10 protein-coding genes are annotated in these 14,716 nt (G+C 61.7%); 5 read left to right on the forward strand and 5 right to left on the reverse strand.

Annotated features, from left to right (window positions below; all coding sequences use genetic code 11):
• The first annotated feature begins 60 nt into the window (after positions 1-60).
• Complete coding sequence (locus PSH78_RS09165) at positions 61-402, forward strand: YggL family protein (protein WP_305499915.1); 342 nt, start codon at positions 61-63, stop codon at positions 400-402.
• A 114-nt stretch (positions 403-516) separates the two neighbouring features.
• Here PSH78_RS09165 and PSH78_RS09170 read toward each other — a convergent pair whose 3' ends face one another.
• Entirely contained in the window at positions 517-1,707 is a 1,191-nt protein-coding gene (locus tag PSH78_RS09170; protein WP_305499917.1) for a benzoate/H(+) symporter BenE family transporter, read from the reverse strand.
• Positions 1,708-1,950: 243 nt separating this feature from the next.
• On the opposite strand from PSH78_RS09170, the gene PSH78_RS09175 reads away from it, so the two are divergent.
• Complete coding sequence (locus tag PSH78_RS09175) at positions 1,951-2,715, forward strand: GntR family transcriptional regulator (RefSeq protein ID WP_305499918.1); 765 nt, start codon at positions 1,951-1,953, stop codon at positions 2,713-2,715.
• Positions 2,716-2,896: 181 nt separating this feature from the next.
• Here PSH78_RS09175 and guaD read toward each other — a convergent pair whose 3' ends face one another.
• The 4 genes from guaD to xdhA all read right to left on the reverse strand — a co-directional run bounded on the left by guaD (position 2,897) and on the right by xdhA (position 9,029).
• Entirely contained in the window at positions 2,897-4,201 is a 1,305-nt protein-coding gene (gene guaD, locus PSH78_RS09180) for a guanine deaminase (protein ID WP_305499919.1), read from the reverse strand.
• A 21-nt stretch (positions 4,202-4,222) separates the two neighbouring features.
• Positions 4,223-5,059, reverse strand: a complete 837-nt coding sequence (gene xdhC, locus PSH78_RS09185) for a xanthine dehydrogenase accessory protein XdhC (protein ID WP_305499920.1) — start codon at positions 5,057-5,059, stop codon at positions 4,223-4,225.
• A 123-nt stretch (positions 5,060-5,182) separates the two neighbouring features.
• Complete coding sequence (gene xdhB / locus PSH78_RS09190; protein WP_305499921.1) at positions 5,183-7,582, reverse strand: xanthine dehydrogenase molybdopterin binding subunit; 2,400 nt, start codon at positions 7,580-7,582, stop codon at positions 5,183-5,185.
• On the reverse strand, positions 7,575-9,029 hold the full coding sequence (gene xdhA, locus PSH78_RS09195; RefSeq protein WP_305499922.1) for a xanthine dehydrogenase small subunit: 1,455 nt from the start codon (positions 9,027-9,029) through the stop codon (positions 7,575-7,577). Before xdhA ends, xdhB begins: the two co-directional genes overlap by 8 nt.
• A gap of 368 nt (positions 9,030-9,397) precedes the next feature.
• Between xdhA and PSH78_RS09200 the strand changes: the two genes are divergently transcribed.
• From PSH78_RS09200 to zipA, 3 genes are all read left to right on the forward strand, one after another.
• Positions 9,398-10,057 (forward strand): GntR family transcriptional regulator, encoded by a 660-nt coding sequence (locus PSH78_RS09200; protein WP_305499923.1) that lies wholly within the window; start codon positions 9,398-9,400, stop codon positions 10,055-10,057.
• 1 nt (position 10,058) lies between these two features.
• Positions 10,059-13,547, forward strand: coding sequence for a chromosome segregation protein SMC (smc, locus tag PSH78_RS09205; RefSeq protein WP_305499925.1), 3,489 nt, complete (start codon positions 10,059-10,061; stop codon positions 13,545-13,547).
• 257 nt (positions 13,548-13,804) lie between these two features.
• Positions 13,805-14,656, forward strand: coding sequence for a cell division protein ZipA (zipA, locus tag PSH78_RS09210; RefSeq protein WP_305499927.1), 852 nt, complete (start codon positions 13,805-13,807; stop codon positions 14,654-14,656).
• Positions 14,657-14,716 lie beyond the last annotated feature (60 nt).

Consider the following 14,716-nt stretch of genomic DNA (forward strand, 5'->3'; position numbering starts at 1 on the left):
GGCAATCGACGCACCAAACTGGTAAAGTGCCGGCCGTTATTACTTATGAGGATTGTTCCAATGGCGACTAACCGTTCCCAGCGTCTGCGCAAAAAACTGTGCGTGGATGAATTTCAAGAGCTGGGTTTCGAACTGAACCTGGATTTCAAAGAAGATCTGGCCGATGAGGCTATTGACGCTTTCCTCGACGCTTTCCTGAAAGAAGCCATGGAAGCCAATGGCCTGGGCTATGTCGGCGGTGACGACTATGGTCTGGTCTGCCTGCAGAAGCGTGGCTCGGTGACCGAAGAGCAGCGCGCTGCCGTTGAAGCCTGGCTCGAGGCCCGTCCTGAGCTGACCAGTGTTGAAGTCAGCCCGCTGATGGATGTGTGGTATCCGGAAAAGCCGATCAACAAGGCTTGATGGTCTGAAAAAAACCGGCAACCCGTTTGGGTGCCGGTTTTTTTGTGCCTGTCGGTTGGGTAATAGTTGTCCGTCAGGCCGCTTTCGCGAGCAGGCTCGCGAAGCTTTCAAGATTCAGGTGCTCCGCCAGTTCAGGATGAGCAAGGTCACCACCCCCGCGACAATCCCCCAGAACGCCGAGCCGATGGAAAACAGCGTCAACCCCGACGCCGTGACCATGAAGGTAATCAACGCCGCTTCCCGTTCCTTCGCTTCGCTCATGGCGATGCTCAGGCCATTGATGATCGAGCCGAACAGCGCCAATGCCGCGATTGACAGCACCAACTCCTTGGGCAGCGCGGCGAACAGCGCCGCCAGCGTGGCGCCGAACACCCCGGCAAAGCCGTAGAAAATCCCGCACCAGACGGCCGCCGTGTAGCGCTTGTTGCGATCTTCATGGGCATGTGGCCCGGTGCAGATCGCCGCGCTGATGGCGGCGAGGTTGATACCATGGGAACCAAATGGGGCCAGCAACAGCGACGCAACGCCGGTGCTGGTGATCAATGGCGAGGCCGGTACGTTGTAGCCGTCGGCGCGCAGCACGGCGATGCCGGGCATGTTTTGCGAGGTCATCGCTACCACGAAAAGCGGGATGCCGATGCTGATGGTGGCTCCCAGGGAAAATTCTGGCGTGGTCCAGACCGGTGTCGCCACTTCCAGGGCGAAACCGCTGAAGTCCAGAAGCCCGAGCAAGCCCGACAAGGCAGTGCCGACCATCAGCGCGGCCAATACCGCATAACGCGGCGACAGGCGCTTGACGATCAGGTAGGTGAAGAACATCCCCAGCACCAGCCCGGTGCGATGTTGCGCGGCGACAAATATCTCGCTGCCGATCTTGAACAGGATGCCCGCCAGCAGCGCGGCCGCCAGCGAAGCCGGAATGCGCTTGACCAGGCGCTCGAAGCTGCCGGTCAGGCCACAGATCGTCACCAGCACCGCACAGGTGATGTACGCTCCGATGGCTTCGCCATAACTCACGCCGCCCAGGCTGGTGATCAGCAAGGCTGCGCCGGGTGTTGACCAGGCGATGGTGATTGGCGTGCGGTAGCGCAGCGACAAGCCGATGGAGCACACCGCCATGCCGATGGAGATGGCCCAGATCCATGATGAAATCTGCCCGCTGGTCAGCCCAGCCGCCTGCCCAGCCTGGAACATCAGTACCAGTGAGCTGGTGTAGCCGGTCATCATGGCGATGAAACCGGCGACGATGGCCGAGGGCGAGGTATCGGCCAGGGGGCGCAGTGGCGCGGTACTGATTTCGGTCATGGTGAGCGGTTGTCCTTGTTGTAGATTTGGCTGGACTGGCGGAGCCACGGATTGCCGGATCAAGCCTAAACTCAACGCAGTTGTCGATTGCAATACAGCCATGCCCGCAAAGAGCCGTACAGTCGTGTTGCCATCAGAGGTTGTGTACAATCGCCGTGTTTATTACGCGATACTTGCCAGCGACCCGCTGTGCCGTATTACAGTCACGGTTAAATCGCCGCAGTTCTCCCGACTCGAGTGCCCATGAACGAACAGTTGCAACCCCTCAAGAAACAACCGCGAGCAGGCAAAGCCGGCCGCAGCGGAACCCAGGACGATATTGTCTACGCGCACATTTTCGAGGCCATCCTCGAACAGCGTCTGGCGCCTGGCACGAAGTTGAGCGAAGAGGCGCTTGGGGAGATTTTCGGGGTGAGTCGCACCATCATTCGTCGCGCGCTGTCGCGTCTGGCTCATGAAGGCGTGGTGCTGCTGCGCCCTAATCGCGGTGCGGTGGTCGCCAGCCCGAGTGTCGAAGAGGCACGCCAGGTATTTTTTGCCCGGCGCATGGTGGAGAAGGCAATCACTGAGCTGGCGGTACAGCACGCCAGCGCCGAACAGCTTGCCGAGCTGCGGCAGATGGTCAGCGACGAGCGCGACAGTTTCTCTCGCGGCGACCGTGGCGCCGGCATCCGGTTGTCGGGCGAGTTCCACCTCAAGCTCGCCGAGGCGGCAAAAAACGCGCCGCTGATCAGCTTCCAGCGCAGCCTGGTATCACAGACCTCGTTGATCATCGCCCAGTACGAAAGCGGTAACCGTTCCCACTGTTCCTATGACGAACACACCCAGCTGATCGACGCCATCGAGGCCCGTGACGCAGCCCTGGCGGTGAACCTGATGATGCATCACATGGATCACATCGACAGCAAGCTCAATCTCGACGAAGAAAGTGCTTCGGATGACTTGCATGCGGTGTTTTCGCATTTGTTGCAGAGCAAGAAGCCGGGGCGGTCGACGGCCAAGCTCTGATCGAGTTGAGTCAGCGATGCCGAGTCGCGCCCTTCGCGAGCAGGCTCGCTCCCACAGCGGATTTGTGTTCACACTGACCCTGGGCTGCCCCCAAAAAGTTGGAGACCAATCTGATTTCTAGGGTCAGGCAACCCGGTGGGAGCGAGCCTGCTCGCGAAAGCGGTCTGGCAGGCGCTGAAAGTTAGCGCTGGTGCACCAACCGGCCAGCCGCATAAGTCTGCGCCACCACCCGGTCATCCCCCAGCGTCATCAGCACGAACAACCGCTCGGCCATGTCCTTGGCCTGCTTCAGGCGATAGCTCAACAGCGGCGTGGCGTTGTAGTCCAGCACCAGGAAGTCTGCGTCCGTGCCCGGCTGCAACGTGCCGATCCGGTCTTCCAGGCGCAAGGCCCGGGCGCCGCCGAGGGTGGCCAGGTACAGCGATTTGAACGGGCTCAGCCGCGCACCTTGCAACTGCATGACCTTGTAGGCTTCGTTCAGGGTTTGCAGCAGCGAAAAGCTGGTCCCGCCACCCACGTCGGTGCCAAGGCCCACGTTGACTTTATGTTTCTCGGCCATTGGCAGGTTGAACAGGCCGCTGCCCAGGAACAGGTTCGAGGTCGGGCAGAACGCGATGGCCGAACCGGTTTGCGCCAGGCGTGCGCATTCTTCGTCGCACAGATGCACGCCATGGGCGAACACTGAGCGCTCACCGAGCAATTGGTAGTGGTCGTAGACGTCCAGGTAGCCCTTGCGCTCGGGGAACAGCTCCTTGACCCATTGCACTTCCTGCAGGTTCTCGCTGATGTGCGTCTGCATGTACAGGTCCGGGTATTCGCCGAGTAACTGGCCAGCCAGGGTCAGCTGCTCCGGCGTGCTGGTCGGCGCGAAGCGCGGGGTCACGGCGTAATGCAGGCGACCCTTGCCATGCCAGCGTTCGATCAGCGCCTTGCTCTCGGTGTAGCTGGATTCGGCGGTGTCGACCAAGTAGTCCGGCGCGTTGCGGTCCATCATGACCTTGCCGGCGATCATCCGCAGGTCGAGTTTCTCGGCAACCTCAAAAAATGCGTTCACCGATTGCGGGTGCACACTGCCGAATACCAGGGCTGTGGTGGTGCCGTTGCGCAGCAGTTCTTTGACGAAAATGTCCGCCACCGCCTCGGCGTGGGCCGGGTCGGCGAACTGGCTTTCGCAGGGGAACGTGTAGGTGTTGAGCCAATCCAGCAGTTGCTCGCCATAGGCGCCCACCATGCCGGTCTGCGGCAGATGGATATGGGTGTCGATGAAGCCGGGAGTGATCAGGGCGTCCTGGTAGTGCGTGATCTCGATATCCGCCGGCAGGGTCGGCAACAAATCGCTGGCGTGACCGATGGCGCTGATCAGGCCATTTTCCACCACCAGCAGGCCGTCCTCGAAATATTCATAGGACGCCTCGATACCGGTTTCGGCCGGGTCGGCGAGGCTGTGGAGCAGGGCGGCGCGGTAGGCTTTGCGTGTCAGGGGCATGGGAATTCTCGACAAAAAGGATTAACGCTGGTTGCGGCGCGAAACCGGCAGCAACCTGGCAATGGGTTCGGCGCGGGAGGTGTGTTGGCCGAAATCCGCGTTATAGGTGGCGATGATTTCGCCGGCGATGGAGATGGCGATTTCCACGGGCAACTTGCCTTTGACTTCGCCGATGCCCATCGGACAGCGCATGCGTTGCAGGGCACCACTGTCGAAGCCGCGATCACGCAGGCGATGTTCGAACTTGACGCGTTTGGTCTTCGAGCCGATCAGGCCGAAGTAGGCAAAATCGTTGCGCTTGAGGATCGCGGCGCTCAGTTCCAGATCGAGCTGATGGTTGTGGGTCATGACGATGCAGTAGCTGCCGGCGGGCAGTTCGTCGACTTCGTCCAGCGGGTCTTCAGTCGCGATTTTATGCACGCCGTGGGGCAGTTGCTCAGGGAATTCCGCTTCCCGCGAGTCAATCCAGCGCACCCGGCATGGCAGGCTCGCCAACAGCGGAACCAAGGCGCGGCCGACATGACCGGCACCGAACACGGCAATCTGCGCCTGGACCTGACCCATGGGTTCGAACAGCAGCACGGTGACGCCACCGCAGCACTGGCCCAGGCTGGCGCCGAGGCTGAAGCGCTCGAGATGGGTGTTCTGCTGGCCGCTGGCGAGCATTTGCCGGGCGATCTCCATCGCCTTGTATTCCAGATGACCGCCGCCAATGGTGTCGAATGTCTGGCGGGCGCTGATGACCATCTTCGAGCCGGCATTGCGCGGGGTGGAGCCGAGCTCCTCGATGATCGTCACCAGCACGCAGGGTTCGCCGCGGGTCTGCAGGTCGGCGAGGGCGCTGATCCAGTTGTACATATTCACCTCGACATCTGTGTTGTCTGTTCCGGCCTCATCGCGAGCAAGCTCGCTCCCACATTGGATCGGTGTTCACACATCCCCTGTGGGAGCGAGCTTGCTCGCGATTGGCCGCGCCGCGGTCTAGAGCGAAGCCACTTCGGCTTCAGCTTCCTCAGCCTTGACCACCTTCAACCCACGCATCTGCTCGCATCCCCACAACACCCGCTCTGGCGTCGCCGGCGCATCGATTTTCGGTTGCTGCCGATAATCCCCCAGGCTCGCCACGGCGTCCTTGATGGCGCACCACGCGGCGATGCCGAGCATGAACGGCGGCTCGCCCACGGCCTTGGAATGGAACACCGTGTCTTCGGGGTTCTTGCGGTTTTCCACCAGTCGCACCCGCAGGTCCAACGGCATGTCGGCCACGGCCGGGATCTTGTAGCTGGCCGGGCCATTGGTCATCAGCTTGCCCTTGTCGTTCCACACCAGTTCTTCCATGGTCAGCCAGCCCATGCCCTGGATGAAACCGCCCTCGACCTGGCCGATGTCGATGGCCGGGTTCAGCGAGGCGCCAACGTCGTGGAGGATGTCGGTGCGCAGCATCTTGTATTCGCCAGTGAGGGTGTCGACGATCACCTCGGCACACGCCGCGCCGAAGGCGTAGTAATAGAACGGCCGGCCACGGGCCTGGCTGCGGTCGTAGTAGATTTTCGGGGTCTTGTAGAAGCCGGTGCTCGACAGCGAGACCTGGGCGAAGTAGGCCTGTTGCACCAGCGCCTCGAAGGTCAGGATGTGATCGCGCACCCGCACGTGACCGTTGTGGAATTCCACGTCCTCTTCGCTGACCTTGTATTGCCGCGCGGCGAATTCGACCAGGCGTTGCTTGATGGTTTCGGCGGCATTCTGCGCGGCCTTGCCGTTCAGGTCGGCGCCGCTGGACGCGGCGGTGGGCGAGGTGTTCGGGACCTTGTCGGTATTGGTCGCGGTGATCTGCACGCGGTCCATTTCCACCTGGAACACCTCGGCCACCACTTGGGCGACTTTGGTATTGAGCCCTTGGCCCATTTCCGTGCCGCCGTGGTTCAGGTGGATGCTGCCGTCGGTGTAGACGTGGATCAGAGCCCCGGCCTGGTTGAGGAAACTGGCGGTGAAGGAAATGCCGAACTTCACCGGCGTCAACGCCAGGCCCTTCTTGAGGATCGGGCTGCCTGCGTTGTAGCGGCGGATCGCTTCGCGGCGTTCGGCGTACTGGCTGCTTTCTTCCAGTTCAGCGGTCATTTCCTCGAGCATGTTGTGCTCGACGGTCTGGTAGTAGTGCGTGACGTTGCGCTCGGTCTTGCCGTAGTAGTTGGCCTTGCGCACCGCCAGCGGGTCGAGCCCCAGGTGTCGGGCGATGGCATCCATCACCTCTTCGATGGCGACCATGCCTTGGGGCCCGCCGAAACCACGGTAAGCGGTGTTCGACGCGGTGTTGGTCTTGCAGCGATGGCCGTTGATGGTCGCATCGCCCAGGTAGTAGGCATTGTCGGCATGGAACATCGCCCGGTCGACAATCGAGGCCGACAGGTCCGGCGAGCAACCGCAGTTGCCGGCCAGTTCCAGGGCGATGCCATGCAGGCGCCCGGTGTCGTCGAAGCCAACGTCGTATTCGATATAGAAAGGATGGCGCTTGCCGGTCATCAGCATGTCCTCCACCCGGGGCAGGCGCATCTTGGTCGGCTGGCCGGTGAGGTGCGCGATGACGGCGCACAGGCAGGCCGGGCTGGCGGCCTGGGTTTCCTTGCCGCCAAAGCCGCCGCCCATGCGGCGCATGTCCACCACGACCTTGTTCATCGACACGCCCAACACTTCGGCCACCAGCTTCTGCACTTCGGTGGGGTTCTGGGTCGAGCAGTAGACGATCATGCCGCCGTCTTCGGTGGGCATCACCGAGGAAATCTGGGTTTCCAGGTAAAAGTGTTCCTGGCCGCCGATGTGCAGCGAGCCCTGGATGCGGTGTTCGGCGGTGGCCAGCGCCGTGGCCGAATCGCCGCGCTGGTGGGTGTGACTGTCGAGCACGAAGTGCCGCTTGCGCAGCGCCTCGACCACATCCAGCACCGGTTCGAGGTCTTCATATTCAATGATCGCGGCCATGGCTGCCTGGCGTGCGGTCTCCAGATCCCTGGCCGCCACGGCAAGTACCGGTTGGCCGACGAACTGCACGTCGTCGATCGCCAGCAGCGGGTCGCCGGGCAACAACGGGCCAATGTCCTTCAGGCCCGGTATGTCCTGATGGGTAATGGCGATGCGCACCCCTTCGAAGGCATAGCAGGGCGTGGTGTCGATACGCAGGATTCGCGCATGGGCGCGGTCCGACAGCCGGGCATAGACGTGCAACTGGTTGGGGAATTCCAGCCGATCATCGATGTACTGGGCCTCGCCGGACACGTGTTTTGCGGCGCTGTCGTGCTTGACGCTGCGGCCCACGCCCGTGGTCAGGTCACGAGCGAACAGCTCGGCCAGTTCGGCCTGGGTCTTCTCTACGGCGTGATGGTTAGACATAAGCGGTCACCCGAGTCTCGATGTGCGGCGTTTGCAGCTCGATGAAGTATTTGCGCAGCAGATTGCGGGCGCTGAGCAGACGGTATTCCTTGCTGGCGCGGAAGTCCGACAGCGGCGTGAAATCCTCGGCCAGGGCCGCGCAGGCGCGTTCGATGGTGCTGTCGTTCCACGGCGCGCCGATCAGTGCGGCTTCACAGTGCCTGGCACGCTTGGGTGTTGCGGCCATGCCGCCGAAGGCGACACGCGCGTCCTCCACCAGACCGTTTTCAAGACGCAGGTTGAACGCCGCGCAGACCGCGGAAATGTCATCGTCCAGGCGCTTGGAAACCTTGTAGGCGCGGAACGTCTGTTCGGCGCTGGCTCGGGGCACGATGATCTTTTCGATGAATTCGCTTTCCTGGCGGGCGGTTACCCGGTAGTCGATGAAATAGTCCTCCAGGGCCAGGGTGCGGCGGGCCTGGCCCTTGCACAGCACGATCTGCGCGCCGAGGGCGATCAGCAGGGGCGGGGAGTCGCCGATGGGCGAGGCGTTGCCGATATTGCCGCCCAACGTGCCCTGGTTGCGGATCTGTAGCGAGGCGAAACGCTGCAGCAGCTCGCCGAAATCCGGGTATTCGGCTTTTAAAGCCTCGTAGCAATCGGAGAGTGCGGTGGCGGCGCCGATTTCCAAACGGTCATCAAAACGCTCGATGCGCTTGAGTTCGGCGACGTTGCCCACGTAGATCATCACCGGCAGGGTGCGGTGGAACTGCGTGACCTCCAAGGCCAAATCGGTGCCGCCAGCCAGTAGCCGCGCCTGCGGATAGGCGTCGTAGAGGTCGGCCAGGTCGGCCACGGTCAGCGGCACCAGGCAACGCTTGTCACCGCTGTTGAGCTCGCCGGTTTCGGTCGGGGCAATGGCTTTCAGGCGGGCGATGGTCTGGGCTTCGCGGGCGTCGAACTGGTCCGGTTGTTTGCTGCAGCAGGCCTGGTCGGCCGCCGCCAGGATCGGCCGGTAGCCGGTGCAGCGGCACAGGTTGCCGGCCAAGGCTTCGTGGGCCTTGTGGGCGTCGGGTTGTTCGCTGTTCTTTTGCAGGGCGAACAGTGACATGACGAAGCCCGGGGTGCAGAAACCGCATTGCGAGCCGTGGCAGTCGACCATCGCCTGTTGGACGCTGTGCAACTGGCCATTGTGCTTGAGGTCTTCGACGCTGATCAGTTGCTTGCCGTGCAGCGACGAGACGAAGGTCAGGCACGAATTGAGGCTGCGGTAGCGGATGCGCTCGCTACCGTTCGCGTCCGTTTCCAGTTCGCCCACCACCACGGTGCATGCGCCACAGTCGCCGCTGGCGCAGCCTTCTTTGGTGCCGGGTTTGCCGACATGCTCGCGCAGATAGTTGAGCACGGTCAGGTTCGGGTCCAGGGCGTGCTCGCTACGGAGTTCCTGGTTGAGTAAAAACTGGATCACGGAAGGCCTCGCAGATTCATTATTGTTGTATCGACGTGGGCTGAATTTAGCAGTTCTGACTTTTCGGTCAACGATTTTCTGACTTAAAGGTCAAGAAAAGCTGTTTTGTCGATACTCAATGACCTATGGACACTGTAGAGCCCTGTGGGAGCGAGCTTGCTCGCGATGACGGCGTTACATTAAGTATGGATGCAAGCTGACAGACCGCTATCGCGAGCAAGCTCGCTCCCACAGTTTTTTGTTTCAGTGCAAACTCCTGAAGTTTTTGCTTATATCGTGCCAAAAACCCGGTGCAGGCCCTGCGCCATGACGTATCGAGTGCGCTACACTGCGCCGCTTGTGCAGATCGAAGAGTTTCAAGGACAACCATGACGTTCAAGGCCCCGGACAGCCTCGCCGAGCAAATCGCCCATTACCTCGCCGAACGCATCATTCGCGGCGAAATGAAACCGGGAGAGCGCATCCAGGAGCAGAAGGTCACGCTGGCGCTCAATGTCAGTCGCGGCTCGGTCCGCGAGGCTTTGCTGATCCTCGAGCGGCGTCATCTGATCGCTATCCTGCCGCGCCGTGGCGCCCACGTCACCGAGCTTACCGAGCACAAGGTGCGCAGCCTGTGCGCGTTGATGAGCGAGCTCTACATCCTGCTGGGCAATGCGGTGGCTCATGGCTGGAAGGAACAGGCCGACATGGCCCCGTTCGTGGCGATCCAGCAGCGCCTCCAGCAAGCTTACGAGCGCCAGGACATCCGCACCTTCGTCGATGAAAGCTTCAGCGTGATGCGCGCGGCCTATCCGTTTGCCGACAATCCGTATCTGCAAGAGACCGTCGAGAATCTGCAACCGGCGATGAGCCGCGCCTACTTCCTGGCACTTGAACAGCGCAAGGCTGAAATGAGCGAATTCCTCGACCTGTTCCAGCGCCTGCTTGTGGCGGTGCTGGCCCGTGATCTGCCGCAGATCCGCATCGTGCTGACGGCCTATGCCCAGCGCAGTTGCGATCTGGTGGTTTCGGCCCTGACGGCGGCCTGACGTGCGACTCAAGTGCATCAAGCTGGCGGGGTTCAAGTCCTTCGTCGACCCGACTACGGTGAACTTCCCCAGTAACATGGCGGCGGTGGTCGGGCCCAATGGCTGCGGCAAGTCGAACATCATCGACGCCGTGCGCTGGGTGATGGGCGAAAGCTCGGCCAAGAACCTGCGCGGCGAATCGATGACCGACGTCATCTTCAACGGCTCCACCAGTCGCAAGCCGGTGAGCCAGGCCAGTATCGAACTGGTGTTCGATAACTCCGACGGCACTTTGATCGGTGAATACGCGGCCTACGCGGAAATCTCCATTCGTCGCAAAGTGACCCGCGACAGCCAGAACAGCTATTTCCTCAACGGCACCAAATGCCGTCGCCGCGACATCACCGATATATTCCTCGGCACCGGCCTGGGCCCGCGCAGCTACTCGATCATCGAGCAGGGCATGATCTCCAAGCTGATCGAGGCCAAGCCGGAAGACCTGCGTAATTTCATCGAGGAAGCCGCCGGCATCTCCAAGTACAAGGAGCGGCGCCGCGAGACCGAAAACCGCATCCGCCGTACCCACGAGAACCTTGCGCGCCTGACCGACTTGCGCGAGGAGCTCGAACGTCAGCTCGAACGACTGCATCGCCAGGCCGAGGCCGCCAAGAAGTATCAGGAATACAAGGGCGAGGAGCGCCAGCTCAAGGCCCAGTTGTCAGCGTTGCGCTGGCAGGCGTTGAACGAACAGGTCGGCCAGCGAGAGGCGATCATCGGCAACCAGGAAGTCAGTTTCGAAGCACTGGTGGCCGAGCAGCGCAATGCCGATGCCGCCATCGAACGCCTGCGCGACGGGCACCACGAGCTGTCCGAGCGCTTCAATCTGGTGCAAGGACGCTTCTATTCGGTGGGCGGCGACATTGCCCGGGTCGAACAGAGCATCCAGCACGGCCAGCAGCGTTTGCGCCAGTTACAGGACGATTTGAAGGAAGCCGAGCGCGCACGCCTGGAGACCGAATCCCACCTGGGCCATGACCGCACCTTGCTGCTGACCCTTGGCGAAGAACTGGACCGTCTTACGCCGGAACAGGAAATCACCAGCGCCGCCGCCGAAGAGGCCGCGGCAGCCCTCGAAGAAGCCGAGCTGACCATGCACGGCTGGCAGGAGCAGTGGGACAGTTTCAACCTGACTTCCGCCGAACCGCGGCGCCAGGCCGAGGTGCAGCAGTCGCGCATCCAGCAGCTCGAAACCAGCATGGAGCGTTTGGCTGAACGGCAACGGCGCCTGGCTGAAGAGCGGGCATTGCTCGCTGCGGATCCCGAAGATGCGGCGATCCTCGACCTGAGCGAGCAGCTCGCCACCAGCGAAGCGACCCTGGAAGATTTGCAGGCCAGTGAAGACGCCCAGGTCGAGCGTTTGGAACAACTGCGCCAAGCCTTGCAACTGGCCTTGCAGAACCAGCAGCAGGCCCAGGGCGAACTGCAGCGCCTCAACGGCCGCCTGGCCTCGCTGGAAGCTTTGCAACAGGCCGCGCTGGACCCAGGCACCGGCACGGCCGAGTGGTTGCGCGACCAACATCTGGCCGAACGCCCGCGTCTGGCCGAAGGACTGAAAGTCGACGCAGGCTGGGAGCTGGCGGTGGAAACCGTGCTGGGCGCCGACCTGCAAGCGGTGCTGGTGGACGATTTCGCCGGCTTCGATCTCTCGGGGTTTGCCCAAGGCGATTTGCGTCTGCTCAGTCCGGCTGACGATGGCGTGCGGATCCCTGGAAGCCTGCTGGACAAAGTCGAGGCCCAGGTTGACTTGTCGCCCTGGTTGGGTCAGGTCAAACCCGTGGATAGCCTGGAGCAGGCCCTGGCCTTGCGTGGTCAATTGGCCGTCGGCGAGAGCCTGATCAGTCGTGACGGGTATTGGCTCGGCCGGCATTTCCTGCGGGTGCGCCGGGCCGGCGAGGCCGAAAGCGGCATGCTCGCCCGTGGCCAGGAAATCCAGCGCCTGGGCGCCGAGCGCGAAGAGCGCGAGGCCAGCGTCGAAGCCCTGGAAACCGAATTGCAGAACCTGCGGGCGCAACAGCGTCAACAGGAAAACGGTCGCGAACACCTGCGCCGGTTGTTGCAGGACGAGGCGCGCCAGCAGGGCGAACTCAAGGCGCAGCTGTCCGCCGGCAAGGCCAAGGTCGAGCAACTGGCCCTGCGGCGCACCCGTCTCGATGAAGAAATCGCCGAGTTGGGCGAACAGCGGGCGCTGGAGCACGGACAGATCGGCGAGGCGCGCCTGCAATTGCAGGAAGCCCTCGACGCCATGGCGCTGGACACCGAACAACGCGAATTGCTCCTGGCCCAGCGCGACAGCCTGCGCGAACGCCTCGATCGGGTGCGCCAGGAAGCGCGCCAACACAAGGATCATGCCCATCAGCTGGCGGTGCGCCTGGGCTCGCTCCAGGCCCAGTACGATTCCACGCGCCAGGCGTTGGAACGTTTGGAAATGCAATCCGAACGCCTCACCGAAAAGCGCGAACAGCTGAGCCTCAACCTGGAGGAGGGCGAGGCGCCGCTGGAGGAGCTGCGGCTGAAACTCGAGGAATTGCTCGACAAACGCATGAGCGTCGACGAAGAACTCAAGACCGCGCAGATCGCGCTGGAGGACGCCGACCGCGAATTGCGCGACGCGGAGAAGCGCCGCAGCCAGGCCGAGCAGCAATCCCAGCTGATTCGCGGCCAGATGGAGCAGCAGCGCATGGAATGGCAGGCCCTGACGGTCCGCCGCAAAGCCTTGCAGGACCAGTTGCTGGAGGACGGCTACGACCTCAACGGAGTGCTCGCCACCCTCGTGGCAGGTGCCAACGAGAAAGAGGCCGAGGAAGAACTCGAACGCATCGCCGCGCGCATCCAGCGCCTGGGCGCGATCAACCTGGCCGCCATCGACGAGTATCAGCAGCAGTCCGAGCGCAAGCGCTACCTCGACGCCCAGAACGATGACCTGGTGGAGGCGCTGGAGACCCTGGAAAACGTCATTCGCAAGATCGACAAGGAAACCCGCAATCGCTTCAAGGATACCTTTGATCAGATCAACGGCGGTTTGCAGGCACTTTTCCCGAAAGTTTTCGGCGGCGGCAGTGCCTATTTGGAACTGACGGGCGAAGATCTACTCGATACTGGGGTGACAATCATGGCGCGTCCTCCCGGCAAGAAGAACAGCACCATTCATTTGCTTTCCGGTGGCGAAAAGGCCCTGACCGCATTGGCCCTGGTTTTTGCCATTTTCAAGTTGAATCCGGCGCCGTTCTGCATGCTCGACGAAGTCGATGCGCCACTGGACGACGCCAACGTCGGCCGTTACGCACGCCTGGTAAAGGAAATGTCTGAAACGGTGCAGTTCATCTACATCACCCATAACAAAATCGCCATGGAAATGGCCGATCAGTTGATGGGCGTCACCATGCACGAGCCGGGTTGCTCGCGACTGGTGGCGGTGGATGTGGAAGAGGCCATGGCGATGGTTGATGCGTAAGGCATGTCTGTAGGCGCTTTGCGTAGGGCGTTGTAGGCCTTTTTACCCTTTTGGCTTGTCACTCAATTCACAGATTGGGCATAAGCCAATGCGACAGACGGTGTAAAGTTGTCTTTGGTCGTGCTAGTTTAATGTCAATTTTTCGTGTGCGTGGGCAAAACGCCATTCAGAACATAGAGTTGGCGCCACGTTTTAAAGCGGTTTGCAAATAGCTAAGCCCCTTATTTATCAGCATTTTTATAGAGGCACGGGATTACATGGAAATCGGTCTGCGCGAGTGGCTGATCGTCATCGGCATCATTGTCATTGCCGGTATTCTTTTCGACGGCTGGCGTCGCATGCGCGGCGGCAAGGGGAAACTCAAGTTTCGCCTGGATCGCAGCCTGTCGAACCTGCCGGATGAAGATGACAGTGCCGAACTGCTGGGCCCGCCCCGGGTGCTGGATACCCACAAGGAGCCGCAGCTGGACGAACACGACCTGCCGTCCATGAGCGCGCCGGCGCGCGAGCCACGTGAGTCGGGCTCCAAGCGCGGCAAGCGCAACAGTGAGCCGTCCCAGGGCGACCTGAACCTGAACCTGGATCTTGATGGCGGTCCGGGTTTCAGCAGCCGCGACGGTGATTTCCCGGACGAGAGCAAGGCCTCCGGTTCCAGTAGCGACAAGGACCAGGCCCAGGCTGAAGAAGTGCTGGTGATCAGTGTGATCTGCCGCGATCCAGCCGGCTTCAAGGGCCCGGCGCTGCTGCAGAACATTCTCGAAAGTGGCCTGCGTTTCGGCGAAATGGATATTTTCCATCGCCACGAAAGCATGGCAGGCAATGGCGAGGTGCTGTTTTCCATGGCCAACGCCGTCAAGCCAGGCGTGTTCGATCTGGACGACATCGATCACTTCAGTACCCCTGCGGTGAGCTTCTTCCTCGGGCTGCCAGGCCCGCGCCATCCAAAACAGGCTTTCGATGTGATGGTGGCCGCGGCTCGCAAGCTGGCCCAGGAACTCAACGGTGAATTGAAGGATGACCAGCGCAGCGTGCTGACCGCCCAGACCATCGAGCACTACCGCCAGCGCATCGTCGAGTTCGAGCGCCGGGCACTGACCCAGAAGCGCTGAAGTCAGTCTTTGGCCAGGAGCTTTTTTGTGGCGAGGGAGCTTGCTCCCGCTGGAGGGCGA

The sequence above is a fragment of the Pseudomonas sp. FP198 genome, assembly GCF_030687895.1.
Lineage (GTDB): Bacteria > Pseudomonadota > Gammaproteobacteria > Pseudomonadales > Pseudomonadaceae > Aquipseudomonas.